This is a genomic window from Bacillus sp. FSL M7-0791 (genome assembly GCF_038627085.1).
GTDB lineage: Bacteria > Bacillota > Bacilli > Bacillales > Bacillaceae > Bacillus > Bacillus safensis.
Genome location: NZ_CP152022.1, coordinates 1,348,062 through 1,365,743, shown reverse-complemented (window position 1 = coordinate 1,365,743; position 17,682 = coordinate 1,348,062). Strand labels below are relative to the sequence as shown.

Below are 17,682 nucleotides of genomic sequence, written 5' to 3'. Positions count from 1 at the left end.
CCCTCTGTCATTTAATTAAAATTCAAGAACTTTCTTCGCTGTTTCAAGTACATCTTTATGGTTTGGAAGCCATACGCTCTCAGCTTGAGAGAAAGCAAATACAGTATCAGGTGCAGCTACACGAAGTACTGGTGCTTCCAAGCTAAGGATCGCTCTGTCATTGATTTCAGCTACTACGTTTGCAGCAATACCAGCTTGTTTTTGTGCTTCTTGAACAACGATCGCACGGCCTGTTTTTTCAACAGAAGCGATGATTGTTTCAATATCAAGCGGGCTTACTGTGCGAAGGTCGATCACTTCAGCAGAAACGCCTTCTTTTTCTAGCTCTTCAGCAGCTTTTAGTGATTCGTGAACCATTGCACCGTAAGTGATGATTGAAAGGTCAGAACCTTCACGTTTCACGTCAGCTTTACCGATTTCAATTGTGTACTCTTCTTCAGGAACTTCCTGACGGAAAGAACGATAAAGTTTCATATGCTCAAGGAATACTACAGGATCGTTGTCACGAATTGCAGAAATTAAAAGTCCTTTTGCATCGTAAGGTGTTGAAGGAATAACAACCTTGATACCAGGCTGTTGTGCGATAAGACCTTCTAAGCTGTCAGCGTGAAGCTCAGGTGTGTGAACTCCCCCGCCGAATGGAGAACGGATTGTCACTGGAGAATGCCAGCGTCCGCCAGAACGGTAACGCATACGAGCCATTTGTCCAGAAACAGAATCTAATACTTCATAAACGAATCCGAAGAATTGAATTTCCATTACCGGGCGGAATTCTTGTAGTCCAAGGCCAATAGCAAGACCGCCAATACCAGATTCAGCAAGTGGAGTATCGAATACACGATCCTCACCAAACTCTTTTTGCAATCCTTCAGTCGCACGGAATACGCCGCCGTTTTTACCAACGTCTTCTCCGAAAACGAGAACGTTTTCGTCATTTTTCAGTTCTGTGCGTAACGCATCAGTGATCGCTTGAATCATTGTCATTTGCGCCATGGCTTACTTCGACTCCTTCTGTTTGTAAATTTCAAGCTGTTCAACTAAGTTGAATGGTTTTACATCGTACATGTTTTCAATCAAGTCAGTGACTTTTTGCTTAGGCTGTTCGTCAGCTTCTTTGATCGCTTGTTTGATTTGTTCTTTTGCATCTTCAATCACTTTATTCTCTTCTTCTTCAGACCATAGGCCTTTGTTTTCCAAGAATTTGCGGTAGCGTACCAATGGATCTTTTTGCTCCCACTCGTTTTCATCTTCTTTTGTACGATATCTTGTTGGATCGTCACCAGCCATTGTATGTGGGCCGTAACGGAATGTAAGAGTTTCGATTAATGTTGGACCTTCACCATTTACAGCGCGCTCACGAGCTTCAGCAGTTGCTGCATAAACAGCTAATGCATCCATACCGTCAACTTGTACGCCTACGATACCAGCTGCAGCTGCTTTTTGTGCAATTGTTTGTGCAGCAGACTGCTTTTCAACAGGTGTAGAGATCGCATATCTGTTGTTTTGGACAACAAAAATCGCTGGCGCTTTGTAAGCCCCTGCAAAGTTAATACCTTCGTAGAAATCACCTTGTGAAGCTCCACCGTCACCAGTGTAAGTGATTGCAACAGCTTTTTTACCGCGCTTTTTCAAACCAAGAGCTACACCAGCAGCTTGAATGATTTGAGCACCGATAATGATTTGCGGTGAAAGTGCATTCACATCTTCAGGCATTTGGTTACCAACAAAGTGTCCGCGAGAGAACAAGAATGCTTTTGTTAGCGGAAGACCATGCCAGATTAATTGTGGTACATCACGATATCCTGGAAGAATGAAATCTTCTTTCTCAAGTGCAAAGTGAGTTGCAAGCTGAGAAGCCTCTTGTCCAGCTGTTGGCGCGTAGAAGCCAAGACGTCCTTGACGGTTCAATGAAATTGAACGTTGATCTAATACTCGTGTAAACACCATACGGCGCATTAATTCTTTTAATTGGTCATCTGAAAGATCCGGCATTGCCGCTTCGTTTACGACTTCGCCTTTTTCGTTTAAAATTTGAAACGTTTCAAACTGCTTTTTGATGGCATCAAATTGCTTTTTGCTATCAACAATTGCTTTTTTTGTTTTTGCAGCCATTCTAAAGTCACCTCTTCCTTTCTTTTAACAGTCCATTTGTCGTGAATCCATTTATACATACAGATATAGGATAACCCAAAATACTCATATGACTCCTGTATATAATAGCCACTAAGATCGTTGTCGAAACATTGGTTGACCACTCGTTTTTGAGTCCTTCTAACTGTATTAACGATAGTTCACAAAAAACTAATACAACTTCTGTTAACAAGGAATAGTTTACAACAAGAAAAATAGTCCGTCAATTGATTTAACGGCTTTATTTAAATAAATGTATTCGCTTTACTTTTTATGGTGAACTGTATCAATCTGTTTAACAAACAACCTAATCTGTACTAGTATAGAGTGTACTACTGTACTACAATAGAAAATGTTTGTTTTTGTCGAAAAATAAAAAAAGAGCTGTTTTTCAGCTGTTTTTCAGCTCTTTTTCGACTCTTGATCTGCTGCTTTATACAAAGCCTTTTTATGATCATTCAATTGATCTGTATATCGATTGAACTCCTTACTTTCTTTTCTAACTTTGCTATATGAACGATTCACTGTCTTCAGCTTTGACTTCAGCTCTTCATACCCTAGATCCTTTTTCTTCAAAGATTGATACAAATGCTGATCTTGTTTCAGCGCCTTTTGATACTCCTTGTAAAGCTGATCATATGACGCATATCGTTTCTCGATCGATTTGACCGTTTGAGCTGCTTTCTCTTTTAACTCCGCATCTTGCAATCGTGCCGCAGATTCCTTTACCATTTTCAATTCTTTTTTCGATTCATCCATACTGTCTTTTTCTGTTTTTAAATGTTCTTCTCGTTTCGCTGCCGATGCTAACGCCTGATCAGAAAGGCTTGCCACTGTTTTTGTATGGTCCTTTGTTGTTTGAATCATTTTTTTATACAGCTTCTGCTCTTTTTCTTCATAGCTTTGCAGTGTACCTTGCTCTTTTTCGAAGGATGCTTCTTTTTCACTCATTTTCGTCATTGCGTCCTGCATATCATTGAATGGACTTTGACCTCCGCACCCTGTCAGCAAAAGGGTACATATCCCCGCTAAAGCAGCACCTGCTTTCATGCTTCTTTTCATCTGTCTCATGACAAGGTCCCCCTTTACATCTCCACATACCACTATAATTTTTATAGACGTTTGTGACAAGGAAAGAGGTCAGTCAAATGAGGCGGAGAAGATTTTTTTCAAGCAATAGGCGCATGACTATACAAATAGTGCATTCATACATAGTTTATATTACACGCTTCGCCTTCACTTATGAGAGGCCAAGTGTATTTCCAAAGGAGGTCAAAAGTATGTCTAATTATAGTCATGGAAGTATGTATGGTGGATACGGCGGTTACGGGTATGGATTCGGTGGTGGATATGGCGGCGGCTGTTGTTACCCAAGCTATGGCGGTGGATACGGATGCGGATACGGCGGCGGACGTACATTCGCTTTAATCGTTGTGCTTTTCATCCTATTAATTATCGTTGGCGCAGCATTTTTAGGCGGCGGTGGCTGCTGCTAAGGCTGTTTAAGCCTCTGACCGGTCTCATAGGACCGGTCTTCTTTATTTCATTGCATATGTTGTGTATCATTTTATATACTTTACATACAAAGGAAATAGGAGTGAAGTTTTGTGATTACCATGGATGATATCGTAAGGGACGGACATCCCGTCTTAAGACAAACAGCTGAAGCGGTCGAGCTCCCGCCGACAGAAGAGGAAAAACAGCAATTAGCTGACATGATCGAATTCGTCAAAAACAGTCAGGATGCTGACATTGCTGAAAAATACGGACTAAGACCCGGCGTTGGATTGGCAGCTCCGCAAATCAATATTAGTAAACGAATGATCGCTGTTCACTGTGAGGATGAAGACGGAGAAGAATACAGCTATGCTCTGTTCAACCCGCGTATTGTCAGTCATTCAGTCAAAAGAGCTTATTTAGCGACTGGTGAAGGCTGCTTATCAGTTGATGAAGCCATCCCTGGATTTGTTCCTCGATATCAAAAAATCAGGGTCAAGGCCACTACGCTTGAAGGAGAGGACATTGATATCCGTCTAAAAGGGTTCCCTGCCATTGTCTTTCAACACGAAATTGACCATTTAAATGGCATTATGTTTTATGATCATATTCAAAAGGATCAGCCATTCGCTGAGCCAGAAAACTCTGTTGCGATCGGCAGATCATGACATAAAAAGAAGACCCGGCGATCTAAGGGTCTTCTTTTTTATTCTTCAATGAGGCCAAGCTGGGTCACTGCATGGAATATGCCGTCCTCATCTACTGGCTTTGTCACAAAATCAGCCAATGCCTTCAATTCACTCACAGCATTTCCCATCGCCACGCCTGTTCCAGCAAACGAAATCATTTCTCTATCGTTCAGTCCGTCTCCAAAGGCAATGGTATCCTTTTGATCATAAGGAAGTCTTTCGATGACTCGTTTGATTCCTTCAGCTTTTGATCCGCCTTTTGGCAGAACATCTGTTGACAGCTCATGCCATCTGACAAGGTCAATTTCTTCGCGGAATGCCTTATACTCCTCTTCCTCTTCTGCCTTACAAAATAACAGCATTTGAAAAATGTCGTTTTCTTTAAAGAAAGATACATCGTGCTCAGGATGCTCGGTTTTTAAAGTACCGATTCCTTCATGGATAAACGGATGATTCGGCACAGACGCCTTCATCGTTTCTTCTCCCATAAAAACAAGCGGATGATCATGACGATCCGCTGTCTCATAAATCCGCTCCATCAGCTCCTGCTTCAGCGGATTGCCGTAAATAACGTCTCCCTCATACATGACATACTGACCGTTATAAGCAATGAATGAGTCAAGCCCTAATTCTTCTAAAATGGGCCGAATCAGAAAAGGAGAACGCCCAGATGCAATGAAGAGATGATGACCTTTTTCTTTTAATAAATGAACCGCTCGCTTCGTTGACTCAGGTATATTTTTATCATGGTCATATAAAGTACCGTCGATATCAAAGAAGATGACTTTTTTATTCATATCTCGCCCTCCTGCTCTTCGTTATGTATACACACTCCCTTTCATCATACAGAAAGATTTCCGCTTTCGAAACCAATTCCTTTTGAAAGCGCCTATTTCCCACATATAACCATGTAACATTCAATAGAAACATCATATAATACAAGTATATAGAGAGACCGGAACACGCTGGTTAAGCTTACTTCAACCCGAAAGGAGGCGGCATGTGATGCTTCGTCGTCTGCGTAAGAAAATTCGAAGACAATGGAAGGACATGCTTCGTAAAAAATCGATTGCTTAAAGGGATCTTCCGCACATTTGCCGAAGGTCCTTTTTTCTCAGAGACTTTTCTTATGCGCGTTTTTTTAATATAATAGAATAAGCGAGTGTAACATACGGTATTTAAGGAGAGATTTGGATGATATATAAGGTATTTTTTCAGGCAAGTACTACTGAGGTACCTGTAAGAGAACACACAGATTCACTATACGTTGAAGCGGTTTCTGAAAGAGACGTACGCGATAAGTTGAAAAAACATAACTACAACATTGAATTCATTCAGCCTGTAGACGGTGCTTTTTTAGACTATGAACGAGAAAGTGAAAATTTTAAAGTATTGGAGCTATGAGAGGAATGAAATTTGTTAAAAACGATCAGGCGGCAGTTTTTGCGCTCGGCGGTTTAGGCGAGATCGGTAAAAACACGTATGGCGTTCAATTTCAAGATGAAATCATTTTAATTGATGCAGGTATTAAGTTTCCTGAAGACGAGCTTCTTGGAATTGACTACGTCATCCCTGACTATACGTACTTAGTTAAAAACGAAGATAAAATCAAAGGTCTTTTCATCACTCACGGACATGAAGACCACATCGGCGGTATCCCTTACCTTCTCAAGCAAGTGAATATTCCAGTTTACGGCGGCAAACTCGCAATCGGCCTACTTCGTAATAAATTGGAAGAGCACGGTCTCTTGAGACAAACAAAACTTCACATTTTTGAAGAAGAAGATACCATTAAATTTAGAAAAACAGCTGTGTCTTTCTTTAGAACGACTCACAGTATTCCAGATTCTTATGGAATTGTCGTCAAGACACCTCCTGGTAACATCGTACATACAGGTGATTTCAAGTTTGACTTTACTCCTGTTGGCGAGCCTGCCAATTTAACCAAAATGGCTGAGATCGGAAAAGAAGGCGTCCTTTGTCTTTTATCTGATAGTACAAATAGTGAAATCCCAGAATTTACGATGTCTGAAAGACGCGTAGGTGAAAGCATTGATGACATCTTTAGAAAAGTCGATGGACGCATCATCTTTGCCACGTTTGCTTCAAACATTCACAGACTTCAGCAAGTGATTGAGTCTGCTGTTGCCAACGGCAGAAAAGTCGCTGTATTTGGACGCAGTATGGAATCTGCCATTGATATTGGTCAAGATCTTGGCTATATTAAATGTCCAAAAAACACGTTTATTGAACATAATGAAATCAACCGCCTTCCGGCAAACAAAGTGACCATTCTTTGTACTGGAAGCCAGGGTGAACCGATGGCAGCTCTTTCTCGTATTGCGAACGGTACTCACCGCCAGATTTCTATTAACCCTGGAGACACTGTTGTCTTCTCATCTTCACCGATTCCAGGTAACAATATTAGTGTAAGCCGCACCATTAACCAGCTTTATCGTGCAGGTGCTGAGGTCATTCATGGCTCGCTTAATAATATTCATACATCTGGTCACGGCGGACAAGAAGAACAAAAACTCATGCTCCGTTTAATTAAACCAAAATTCTTTATGCCGATTCACGGTGAATACCGCATGCAAAAAACGCATATCAAGCTTGCGAATGATTGCGGCATCCCTGAGGAAAACTGCTTTATCATGGATAACGGTGAAGTTCTTGCACTTAAAGGTGACGAAGCAAGTGTCGCTGGCAAAATTCCATCAGGCAACGTGTATATCGACGGAAGCGGTATTGGCGATATCGGAAACATCGTTTTAAGAGACCGCCGCATTCTTTCTGAAGAAGGTCTTGTCATTGTCGTCGTGAGCATGGACATGAAAGAATTCAAAATCTCTGCTGGTCCTGATTTGATCTCAAGAGGTTTTGTCTACATGAGAGAATCTGGAGACCTGATCAACGATGCACAGGATTTAATTTCGAAGCATCTTGAAAAAGTAATGGAACGTAAGACAACTCAGTGGTCTGAAATTAAGAACGAAATTACTGACACCCTTGCACCTTTCCTTTATGAAAAAACAAGACGCCGTCCAATGATCTTACCGATTATTATGGAAGTGTAATCATAAAAAGAGACACAAGCCGCTTGGCTGTGTCTCTTTTTTTCACTATTCATTGAAAAAAGCGCATATATACAAGGTACACATGCGGTTTCTCATTTTTTATTGAATTGGGAGATGCTGAAAGCTTCTGACATCAAACAAACCCTTTGTCGTCATTTTCACATCAGGAATGACTGGGAGTGCCAAGAAGGACAGCGTCAAAAATGGATTAAAATCTAAAGTAAAGCCTGTTTCTTTCAACGCTTCATGGAGTGCATGAAGGCTTTCATTTACAAGATGTGCCGGCTGATCTGAAAGTAAACCAGAGATCGGTAATGGTAGCGTATGAAGAGACTGACCCTCTTTGACAACCGTCAAACCGCCCCCTGCTTCTTTTAATGCGTCAATGGCTTTCACGATATCAGCATCATTTGTGCCAACCGCAATTAAATTGTGAGAATCATGCGCAACCGTTGTTGCAATTGCGCCCTTTTCTAATCCAAAGCCGCTGACAACCCCTATCCCCATTTCAGATAAGCCTTGATGGCGTTCGACAAGCACCATTTTTAATACATCTCTTTCTGTATCACTAGTGAATTGTCCGTTCGTTTCTGAAGGAGAGATGCATTCTAATTTTGTTTCTAGCTGATTCGGAATAATGCGGATGACATTCATTTTTTGATGAGCTGTGATAGGCAGAGACAGATCCTGCTCTTGAACATCTATAGCATGAACAGATTGTAATAAGGCTGGACTTGGTGCAATTTTTTCGACACTTGGCGTGTACTCTCCATGCTGCGCCACCAATTCTCCTGCAATAAATACGCTGGTGATGTCTACTTGATGAAGATCAGAGACAAGCATAAAATCAGCATCAAAGCCTGGCGCAATGGCTCCCTTTGTTTTGAGGCCAAAGCACTCTGCTGCGTTTAAACTTCCCATTTGATACGCTAAAAATGGGTCTAACCCTTCTTTTATAGACATACGTACTTGTTCATCAATACTTCCTTCAGCCATTAAATCATCTAAATGTTTATCATCGGTACAAAAGAAAAAACGTCTCGCATTCTTTTCATTCACAGCTGGTAAAACGTTTTTCACGTTTTTGGCAACAGAGCCTTCTCTCAGCATGACATACATGCCTCGTTTTACACGTTCAAGGGCTTCGCCGGCTGTTGTTACCTCGTGATCTGTTTGGACACTAGCTGTGCGGTAAACGTTTATTAATCGGTCTGTTAAGCCTGCTAGATGGCCATCAATCAATTTATTCTCATTTTGAGCATCAAGCAGCTTTTGAAGCATATCTTCTTCTGCCTGCTCCACACCGACGTAATCCATCACCTCGGCAAGACCAAGAACCTCTTTCTCTTGATACAAAGGCTTTAAATCTTTCGCTTTTAAAACAGCACCTGATCGCTCAAAACTAACTGCCGGTACGCAGGATGGCAGCATGAAATAAATATTTAAGGCAGCTTTTCTCGCTTCTTCCAGCATAAAACGGATACCTGTGATCCCTGACACATTGGCAATTTCATGCGGGTCTGTTACGACAGTTGTCACACCGCGCGGGACGACAGCTTTGGAGAATTCAGCCGGGGTCACCATAGAGGACTCGATATGAACGTGGCCATCAATAAAACCGGGTACAAGCATTTGACCTGCTGCATCCAGCTCCTGTTCTCCCTCGTACTCTCCAATCCCTACTATTTGTCCATTTTCAACAGCGACATCAGCGTCTAGCCATTCCTGGTTAAACACGTCCATAACCTTCGCATGTTTAATCACTAGGGCTGCTTTTTTTCTCTTTGCAGCTACCTCAATTTGATGTCTGAAAAGCTCCTTATCCAACGACACTGCCTCCTCCAAGTAAACAATATAATGTTTCTTATCGTAAACGAATCTGTTTGCCCAGTCAATGACATTTAGAGAAAATCATCCAGATAAAAAGACTGATTTTTATTTCTGAATAGTGATAATTGCACGAAAAATATGATGATTGACTTTAGCTGTTTATGCAGAACAAAACAGGCCTTTTAAATGTCTTCTTCCCTCTTCACTGTCCACCTCATGTGTACACAATCATATAAAAAAACACCCCGCCCAGGGTGTTTAATAATCGTTCTGCATTTCTCGTTTTTCAAAGCGTCCAATATCGGCAACTGCCCCAATGACAATCAGAATATCTTCTTTTTGAATCATTTCATCTGCGAGCGGTGAAACAATCACTTCTTTCCCACGCTTAATCGCCACAATATTAATGCCATATCTCGCTCTAATATCGAGATCTAGAAGAGAATGCCCTGCAAGCCTGCTGTTGGCAACGATTTCAATGAGGCTGTACTCATCTGACAGCTCAAGATAATCTAATACGTTATTGGAGATGATTTTATGTGCAATTCGTCTGCCCATGTCCCGCTCTGGATGAACGATGCGGTCAGCCCCAATTTTATTTAGTACCTTCTCGTGATAGTCGTTTTGCGCCTTTACTGTGACCATTTTGACGCCAAGCTCTTTCAGCATGATCGTCGTTAAAATACTGGCCTGAATGTTTTCACCAATCGCAACAATGACATGATCAAAATTGCGAATGCCGAGATTTTTTAAAACAGATTCGTCCGTCGAATCACCAATGACCGCATGTGACGCAATTTTCGCGTATTCGTTCACTCGATCTTCATTCATATCCATGGCCATGACTTCAAGTCCTTCTTCGCTCAGCGCCTTGCAAATACTTCCGCCAAAGCGTCCAAGACCAATGACTGCATATTCCTTTTTCATGTTCAGACTCCTTTTATCTCACTTACCATGCATTTTACTACGGTTTGATTAACGAATCCATATGCGAGCGAATTTTTTTGCGGAACGCTTCACTTAAGTAAAGATCTGCTCCTTTTTCAATTTCACTGCGGTAATGACCTGGCGGAGCAATTTCTTCGCTCTTTTGAAGAACTAGAAAGGTTAAACAGTCTGCATATATTTGATCACCTATTTTGACATCGACAAAAGCTGGACGATATGTGCCCTCATAGACGCCTTCTCGTTTGTACAAATATCGAATGGCATCAAAAGGAACCTCATATAAAACGCCCTCTGTTTCTCCGCCGTCTTCTACCATATCTGCTCTTGATCCATCAGGCCTCACCAACGTAAATCTAGTTGTAAAGCCGTTCAGAGCACCGCCGCCGATGATTTGTTTAAAATAATGATCAACTTCTGCCAGTTTAAATCTTGCATCATCCATACAGGAGCCATAGGCAAAATAATAGAAGGATGCCGGCTTCTGCTGCCACAGTCTATATTCCTTCCAGCAGCCGCTCTCGATCTCCTTCAGAGATGATGCCTTCTGCTTTGGTAAAGTGTATGTAACAGCCGCCACCAGCCCTTGGTCTGTCATGACATCGACCACCTGCTTGTCATACCCTTCCTCAAGAAAATCTATCTTATTCAGCGTGCTTGCGGTTACCTCGTACAATTCTCCATATACTGTGCTTTTCTCTTCTAGAACGCACGCAGGGTATCCTTGACCTGTATCATAGATTCTGCCGCTGATCCAAGCTGATTTAGCTAATGACCTGCTATCTTTCATATACGCCTCGTGGTGCTCTTCATGCTGCAAAAGCGTCCCATATACAAATAAAGCTTTCACCTTCATGAAATCACGTCCTCTCGCCTTGCTGCTGTCTGCATTTTTGCCACACGGGTAAATAGATATGAAAAGCTGTACCTTTTCCCAGCTCACTGACCACATCCATCCTACCGTGATGATCTTTTAAAATCGCTGCACAGATGGTGAGGCCAAGTCCCGTCCCTTCTGTTTTCGTAGAGAAGAAAGGATCATATATTTTCTGAATATCCTCTTCAGACATCCCTTTTCCTTCATCTTTAATGGTAATTTTCCATTCGTTCATCACTTTTTCTGTTGATATGTATATGCTGCCGCCTTCGGGCATTGCCTCAATGGCATTTTTGATTAAATTAATGAACAGCTGCTTCATTTGATTAGCGTCTGCTAATATAGCGCCGGCATCCTGCTTTTTAAATGGCTGTTTGAGATCAATATTCGCAAGGACTGCATTGGTTTTCAGCAATGTAATGACCTGCTCTAACAGTCCATGAAGCTGAACTTCTTGAAAATGGACCGACTGCGGCTTTGCCAGCACAAGCAGCTCACTTAAAACAAAATCAATCCGTTTAATTTCGGAAAAGATAATGTCAAAATAATCGGTTCTTTCAGGATATTGTGTTTTCATCAGCTGCAAAAAGCCGTTTACTGAGGTCAGCGGATTTCTGACTTCATGGGCGATTCCAGCGGCTATTTGTCCTGCAACGGCTAACTTTTGCGCCTGCATTTGCACTTGTTGATTTGATCTTTCAAGTTCAAGCTTTGCCAGCTTTTGTTTTGTAATATCTGCAACTGTTCCAATACCTCCAGTAAACTGGTGCTGCTCATCAAAGTAGAGCTTATAATGAACGTCTCCCCATACTTTCTTTCCCTCTTTATGAAGAAGCTGCAGCTCGATCCGCCCTGAATCTTTATGCTCTTTGATGACAGATGACAAATGCTGAATAACTCTTTCTTCTTGATCAAAGTACTGATTGTACATCGTACCTAGACATTCATCTATGTCATAGCCGGTCATTTGTTTCCATGCTTGATTTAAGAAGATGATGTGCCCTTTTTCATCTGTTTCAAAGACAATTTCTTGCAAGTTATCTGTAATTCGATTCAGCCGCTCTGTCAGTTCGTGTGCTTCTTTTTCTCTCTTATTTAGATCTGACACAAGTAAATTCAAGCGGTCTACATATCCTGAGACAATCCAGATCCCTGCTAACACAACGACTGTAAAGGCTAGATCGAGCGGCCAATTAATTTGATAGCCGCCTAGATAATAAAAGAAATCCCAGCTTATGATTAAGATAAATGCAAGAACAGATAACACAATCCGCACTTGATATGTTTTGTTCAAATGATTCCACCTGCCGCCCTGAGATTCTTTGTCAATTGTACCATTTTCCACTTATTTTTTGAGGGAGATGGGGCATTTTTAAGGAACTTTTTTAAAGAAAAAATAGCCTGTTCTCAGCACAAAGGAAGAGAGCAGGCTATTTTGATTACTTCTGAAGAGCTTCTTGCAGCTCTTTTAACAGCAGTTCTGCGCCTTCAGCGCTTAATGTAATTTGACCATTTCCATATTCATGGTTCTCTGATGTAATCTCACCAGTCATGAGACAAACGCCCTCTGGCTGATATTTTTTCAAGACGATTTTATCTCCATCTATAAAAAATTCCATACTGTCTTTAATAGCGATATCAAGTGCTCTTCTCAATTCGATTGGCATCACAATACGCCCTAGTTCGTCTACTTTTCTTACGACTCCGATAGATTTCAATTTCGTTCCCTCTTTCTTTCATTAGCTCAAGATCAATCTGTTTTCACCAATTGATATATCGTAGACGTAAGAGATTCTTAAAAGGTTTCTCCTCTATAAAAATTTTTTTCATAAAAGAAAAAACAAAGGGAAAATTTATTGTGATTGTCAAAATGATACTTGAATTTTACAGATTCATTTCAAGGTGATCACAAACCCCCACAAATGACATCAACCCTCTGAACTTTTAAATGTAAAATTGTTTAAAACAGCAAAAATAGAGATTGGGTGAAAACATGTTTCAAAATGCCGAAATTGGAATTGATTTAGGAACAGCTAACATATTGGTTTATAGTAAAAATAAGGGAATTATTTTAAATGAACCGTCCGTCGTAGCAGTTGATACAGAAACAAAGACTGTACTTGCCGTCGGATCAGAAGCAAAAGAAATGATCGGGAAAACACCTGGGAAAATTGTTGCGATCCGTCCGATGAAAGACGGTGTCATCGCTGATTATGATATGACAACAGATTTACTTAAACAAATCATGAAAAAAGCAGGAAAAAATATCGGGTTTACCTTCAGAAAGCCAACTGTCGTTGTATGTACACCTTCTGGTTCAACAGCTGTTGAGCGCCGCGCTATCAGCGATGCTGTGAAAAACTGCGGAGCAAAACATGTGCATTTAATTGAAGAACCTGTTGCAGCTGCAATCGGTGCTGATCTTCCGGTAGACGAGCCTGTTGCGAACGTCGTAGTCGATATTGGCGGCGGAACAACAGAAGTTGCGATCATTTCATTTGGCGGTGTTGTCTCTTGTCATTCGATCCGAATTGGCGGCGATCAGCTGGATGAAGATATCATTACGTTTGTCAGAAAGAAATATAACCTATTAATCGGTGAACGGACTGCCGAGCAGGTGAAAATGGAAATTGGGTATGGTCTCATTGAGCATGAGCCTGAATCATTAGAAGTGCGCGGGCGCGATCTTGTGACAGGTCTGCCAAAAACGATCACACTTGTCTCTCATGAAATTCAAGGCGCCATGCGAGAATCACTTCTTCATATTTTAGAAGCGATCCGTGCCACATTAGAGGACAGCCCTCCAGAGCTAAGCGGAGATATTGTAGACCGCGGCGTCATTTTAACTGGCGGAGGCGCTCTTTTAAATGGAATACAAGAATGGCTTTCTCAAGAGATTGTTGTTCCAGTCCATATTGCAGCCAATCCCCTTGAATCTGTTGCAATTGGAACAGGTCGTTCATTAGAAGTGATCGACAAATTGCAAAAAACTTTAAAATAATCTTCTTGTTCTACTTCTTTTTTTGTCATTTCGATCATATCGTGAGAAATGGATAAACGTGAAGGAGGAAGAACATGTTGCTTGATTTAGGTAAACGGGTCGTTGTCACAGTCATTTTAACGGGTATTATTTTAGGAGGAATGAGCCTGTCGTTTTCACATATGCCGCCTTCTAATACACAGCCTGTGAAACAACTGAACCGCTAAAAAAGCCGCACGAAAGCGGCTTTTTTATTTTAGCTTTAAACGGGCTCCCCATTTTCCTTTTCGGTCATAAATCTGATATGATGAACATGACTAAAGGAGGGTTTTTTATGAGTTCATTTGAAAAACAACTAGATCAATATGCGAAGACCATCGTTGAAGTCGGTGTGAATGTACAAAAGGGACAGGAAGTCGTTGTATCCGCATTTACTGAATCTGCACATCTTGTTCGTCTTGTAGCGAAACACGCGTATGAGCGCGGGGCGAAAAACGTACATATCCGCTGGAGTGATGGTGTTCTCACCCGTTTAAAGTATGAACATGCACCGCAAGATGTATTTGAGCAATTCCCTGAATGGGAAGCACAGATGATGGAAACCATCGCAAAACGCGGAGGCGCTTTTATTACCATCCTGTCAGAAAGCCCTGACCTTTTGCGAGGCATTGATTCGAAAAAAATCGCTGCACAGCAAAAAGCTGCTGGTTCAGCACTACATACATATCGTCAATACGTTCAATCTGACAAAGTCGCTTGGACAGTCGTAGGTGCTGCATCAAAAGAATGGGCGAAAAAGATTTTCCCTGACCATACAGATGAAGAAGCTGTCACGTTATTGTGGGATCAAATCTTTAAAGTCGCACGCGCTGATCAAGCAGATCCAGTTGAGGCTTGGAAAAAGCACGATGCGTCATTAAACGAAAAGGTCAAAATACTCAATGAACGCCACTACCACAAGCTTCATTATGAAGCACCTGGCACAGACTTAACGATCGAGCTTCCAGAGCAGCATATTTGGGTAGGTGCTGGCAGCGTAAGTGAACGCGGCGTTTCGTTCATGGCCAACATGCCGACAGAAGAAGTCTTTACCGTACCGAAAAAAGACGGTGTAAACGGGACAGTCTCAAGCACAAAGCCGCTCAGCTATGCTGGAAACATCATTGATGAGTTTTCATTAACCTTTGAAAACGGCCGGATTGTGGATGTGAAAGCAAAAGAAGGCGAAGATATTTTAAAATCTCTCGTTGAAACAGATGAAGGCTCTCATTATCTAGGTGAGGTTGCCCTCGTACCAGATGATTCACCAATTTCTAACTCAAATATTCTTTATTACAATACACTTTACGATGAAAATGCATCAAATCACCTTGCCATCGGCAGCGGATATGCGTTTAATATCGAAGGCGGAAAAGAAATGAAACGAGAGGAATTGGATGCTGCGGGTGTGAACAGCAGTATTACACACGTTGATTTTATGATTGGTTCAAAGGAAATGAATATTGACGGAATCACAAAAGACGGGAAACGCGAACCGATCTTCCGAAATGGAAACTGGGCGATTTAATCAAAAAAAGACATCCACATTTGGATGTCTTTTTTGTGTTATGCGTAAAGCTCTTCAAGTCTTTTTTGGATGTCTTGATCTGATAAAAACTCATCATATGTTGTTTGTTTATCGACGATGCCATTTGGCGTCACTTCGATAATCCGGTTTGCGACTGTTTCAACAAACTGATGGTCATGAGATGAGAAGAGCATGGCTCCTTTAAAGCTCATGAGACCGTTATTCAGCGCTGTAATGGATTCTAGGTCTAAGTGGTTCGTTGGCTCATCCAGCAGCAATATATTCGCTCCAGACAGCATCATTTTTGATAACATACAACGAACCTTTTCTCCTCCTGATAAGACACTTGCTTTTTTCTTCACTTCTTCCCCAGAGAAAAGCATACGTCCCAAGAAACCACGCAGGAAGCTTTCGCTTTGATCATTCGGAGAATATTGACGGAGCCAATCCACGAGATCAACATCGTTTCCTTCAAAGTATTCACTATTGTCTTTCGGGAAAAAGGCTTGTGACGTTGTGACGCCCCATTTAAATGATCCGCTGTCTGGCTCCATTTCACCAGCAAGAATTTTAAATAATGTGGACACAGCAAGCTCATTACGGCTTAAGAACGCAATTTTATCTTCGCGGTTCATAATAAAGCTGACATTATCCAGTACTTTTACACCGTCAATTGTTTTTGATAGACCTTCTACTTGAAGGACATCATTTCCGATTTCGCGCTCTGGTGCAAAATGAACATACGGATATTTACGTGAAGACGGCTTAATGTCATCTAAAGAGATTTTATCAAGCAATTTCTTTCTTGATGTCGCTTGCTTCGATTTAGAAGCGTTCGCACTAAACCTGGCAACGAATTCTTGAAGCTGCTTAATTTGTTCTTCTTTTTTCTTATTTGCTTCTTGGCTTAGTTTCAGCGCTAACTGGCTGGACTCATACCAAAAATCATAGTTACCGACATATACTTGGATTTTTCCGAAATCAAGATCCGCAATATGAGTACATACTTTATTTAAGAAATGACGATCATGCGAAACGACGATGACGGTATTTTCAAAGTTAATGAGGAACTCTTCGAGCCACTGGATTGCTTGTAAGTCCAAGTGGTTCGTCGGCTCATCGAGAAGAAGAACGTCAGGCTTGCCAAATAAAGCTTGAGCTAAAAGTACTTTTACCTTTTCCGAACCGCCAAGCTCAGACATTTTCTTCGATTGAAGGCTTTCTGGAATGCCAAGACCCTTTAATAGGATCGCTGCTTCACTTTCAGCTTCCCAGCCGTTTAATTCGGCAAATTCACCTTCAAGTTCTGCTGCACGAATCCCGTCTTCATCTGAGAAATCAGGTTTCATATAGATCGCATCTTTCTCCTGCATCACATCATATAGACGTTTGTGACCCATGATGACGACTTTCAGCACTTCAAACTCTTCGTATTCAAAGTGGTTCTGTTTTAAAATCGCTAAACGCTCGCCAGGACTCATATGAACATCGCCCGTTTGAGGCTCAATTTCGCCAGAAAGAATTTTTAGGAACGTTGATTTACCAGCTCCATTGGCACCAATTAATCCGTAGCAGTTGCCAGGAGTGAATTTAATATTTACTTCTTCAAATAGTTTACGATCAGCAAAGCGCAAACTAACATTATTTACTGCAATCATTTATTAATCCTCCATCACTCATTCATCATTATGAAGTATAACATGAATAACGTTTGATAGAAACGTCTCTCGCTAAGAACGAAGGCTTTTTGTCTATTATGATATAATAAACGGGAATGATTGATTGAAGGAGTTCGGGCGATTTGAGATTACTCACACTGATGGAATACTGTTTATTGATTTTCTTTATGGGCATTTATTTATCTGCAACAGGCTTTAATGCGAGGGACTTTGGCCTTTATATTGGGCTTGTCCTGATTTACACACTGGTTCACATCTTTTCCAAACGCTTTTTACAAAAGCGGGGAAAAGAAAACCAAAAGATCGGATTGTTTCGATCCGTTTTAGCCATTACCGGATCTGTGTTCGCTTCTGTTCTTGCGATTGTGATCATTGTGACGGTGCTCACACCAAATTAAAAACGACCCTTCT

The 17,682-nt window shown here is 41.3% G+C and carries 18 protein-coding genes; 8 read left to right on the top strand and 10 right to left on the bottom strand.

Going from position 1 to position 17,682, the window contains the following annotated elements:
* Positions 1 to 15 precede the first annotated feature (15 nt).
* The 3 genes from pdhB to MHI08_RS06925 form a co-directional block, all read right to left on the bottom strand.
* A complete protein-coding gene (gene pdhB / locus MHI08_RS06935; protein WP_012009824.1) occupies positions 16 to 993 on the bottom strand; it encodes a pyruvate dehydrogenase complex E1 component subunit beta in 978 nt (325 codons plus the stop codon).
* A gap of 3 nt (positions 994 to 996) precedes the next feature.
* Positions 997 to 2,112, bottom strand: coding sequence for a pyruvate dehydrogenase (acetyl-transferring) E1 component subunit alpha (gene pdhA / locus MHI08_RS06930; RefSeq protein ID WP_024424754.1), 1,116 nt, complete (start codon positions 2,110 to 2,112; stop codon positions 997 to 999).
* A 420-nt stretch (positions 2,113 to 2,532) separates the two neighbouring features.
* A complete protein-coding gene (locus MHI08_RS06925; protein ID WP_342500106.1) occupies positions 2,533 to 3,201 on the bottom strand; it encodes a YkyA family protein in 669 nt (222 codons plus the stop codon).
* Positions 3,202 to 3,434: 233 nt separating this feature from the next.
* Here MHI08_RS06925 and MHI08_RS06920 point away from each other — a divergent pair, with 233 nt between their 5' ends.
* Both MHI08_RS06920 and def read left to right on the top strand, forming a co-directional pair.
* Positions 3,435 to 3,626 carry a YjcZ family sporulation protein gene (locus MHI08_RS06920; RefSeq protein ID WP_029706718.1) on the top strand — a complete coding sequence of 64 codons (192 nt, stop codon included), beginning with the start codon at positions 3,435 to 3,437 and terminating at the stop codon, positions 3,624 to 3,626.
* Positions 3,627 to 3,737: 111 nt separating this feature from the next.
* Complete coding sequence (def, locus tag MHI08_RS06915; protein WP_024424751.1) at positions 3,738 to 4,295, top strand: peptide deformylase; 558 nt, start codon at positions 3,738 to 3,740, stop codon at positions 4,293 to 4,295.
* A gap of 38 nt (positions 4,296 to 4,333) precedes the next feature.
* Here def and MHI08_RS06910 read toward each other — a convergent pair whose 3' ends face one another.
* On the bottom strand, positions 4,334 to 5,113 hold the full coding sequence (locus tag MHI08_RS06910; protein WP_025092365.1) for a Cof-type HAD-IIB family hydrolase: 780 nt from the start codon (positions 5,111 to 5,113) through the stop codon (positions 4,334 to 4,336).
* 397 nt (positions 5,114 to 5,510) lie between these two features.
* Here MHI08_RS06910 and MHI08_RS06905 point away from each other — a divergent pair, with 397 nt between their 5' ends.
* Both MHI08_RS06905 and rnjA read left to right on the top strand, forming a co-directional pair.
* Positions 5,511 to 5,720, top strand: a complete 210-nt coding sequence (locus tag MHI08_RS06905) for a DNA-directed RNA polymerase subunit epsilon (RefSeq protein WP_008345114.1) — start codon at positions 5,511 to 5,513, stop codon at positions 5,718 to 5,720.
* A 5-nt stretch (positions 5,721 to 5,725) separates the two neighbouring features.
* Positions 5,726 to 7,393 (top strand): ribonuclease J1, encoded by a 1,668-nt coding sequence (gene rnjA / locus MHI08_RS06900; protein WP_012009818.1) that lies wholly within the window; start codon positions 5,726 to 5,728, stop codon positions 7,391 to 7,393.
* A gap of 99 nt (positions 7,394 to 7,492) precedes the next feature.
* On the opposite strand, the gene ade is transcribed toward rnjA, so the two are convergent.
* From ade to MHI08_RS06875, 5 genes are all read right to left on the bottom strand, one after another.
* Positions 7,493 to 9,220 carry an adenine deaminase gene (ade, locus tag MHI08_RS06895; protein WP_339241301.1) on the bottom strand — a complete coding sequence of 576 codons (1,728 nt, stop codon included), beginning with the start codon at positions 9,218 to 9,220 and terminating at the stop codon, positions 7,493 to 7,495.
* Between the two features lie 261 nt (positions 9,221 to 9,481).
* Positions 9,482 to 10,150 carry a TrkA family potassium uptake protein gene (locus tag MHI08_RS06890; protein WP_008345123.1) on the bottom strand — a complete coding sequence of 223 codons (669 nt, stop codon included), beginning with the start codon at positions 10,148 to 10,150 and terminating at the stop codon, positions 9,482 to 9,484.
* Between the two features lie 37 nt (positions 10,151 to 10,187).
* Positions 10,188 to 11,024 carry a gamma-glutamylcyclotransferase gene (locus tag MHI08_RS06885; RefSeq protein ID WP_342500105.1) on the bottom strand — a complete coding sequence of 279 codons (837 nt, stop codon included), beginning with the start codon at positions 11,022 to 11,024 and terminating at the stop codon, positions 10,188 to 10,190.
* Between the two features lie 4 nt (positions 11,025 to 11,028).
* Positions 11,029 to 12,339: an ATP-binding protein gene (locus tag MHI08_RS06880; RefSeq protein ID WP_342500104.1), complete on the bottom strand. Its 1,311-nt coding sequence runs from the start codon at positions 12,337 to 12,339 to the stop codon at positions 11,029 to 11,031.
* Positions 12,340 to 12,484: 145 nt separating this feature from the next.
* On the bottom strand, positions 12,485 to 12,763 hold the full coding sequence (locus MHI08_RS06875) for an AbrB/MazE/SpoVT family DNA-binding domain-containing protein (RefSeq protein WP_024424746.1): 279 nt from the start codon (positions 12,761 to 12,763) through the stop codon (positions 12,485 to 12,487).
* A gap of 275 nt (positions 12,764 to 13,038) precedes the next feature.
* On the opposite strand from MHI08_RS06875, the gene mreBH reads away from it, so the two are divergent.
* The 3 genes from mreBH to MHI08_RS06860 all read left to right on the top strand — a co-directional run bounded on the left by mreBH (position 13,039) and on the right by MHI08_RS06860 (position 15,592).
* Positions 13,039 to 14,046 (top strand): rod-share determining protein MreBH, encoded by a 1,008-nt coding sequence (gene mreBH, locus MHI08_RS06870; RefSeq protein ID WP_024424745.1) that lies wholly within the window; start codon positions 13,039 to 13,041, stop codon positions 14,044 to 14,046.
* Between the two features lie 74 nt (positions 14,047 to 14,120).
* Complete coding sequence (locus MHI08_RS06865; protein WP_342500103.1) at positions 14,121 to 14,252, top strand: protein YkpC; 132 nt, start codon at positions 14,121 to 14,123, stop codon at positions 14,250 to 14,252.
* 107 nt (positions 14,253 to 14,359) lie between these two features.
* Positions 14,360 to 15,592 (top strand): aminopeptidase, encoded by a 1,233-nt coding sequence (locus MHI08_RS06860; protein WP_024424744.1) that lies wholly within the window; start codon positions 14,360 to 14,362, stop codon positions 15,590 to 15,592.
* A 38-nt stretch (positions 15,593 to 15,630) separates the two neighbouring features.
* Here the strand turns inward: MHI08_RS06860 and MHI08_RS06855 are convergent, their stop codons facing one another.
* Complete coding sequence (locus MHI08_RS06855) at positions 15,631 to 17,250, bottom strand: ATP-binding cassette domain-containing protein (protein ID WP_024426884.1); 1,620 nt, start codon at positions 17,248 to 17,250, stop codon at positions 15,631 to 15,633.
* Between the two features lie 143 nt (positions 17,251 to 17,393).
* Between MHI08_RS06855 and MHI08_RS06850 the strand changes: the two genes are divergently transcribed.
* A complete protein-coding gene (locus tag MHI08_RS06850; protein WP_024424743.1) occupies positions 17,394 to 17,669 on the top strand; it encodes a hypothetical protein in 276 nt (91 codons plus the stop codon).
* Positions 17,670 to 17,682 lie beyond the last annotated feature (13 nt).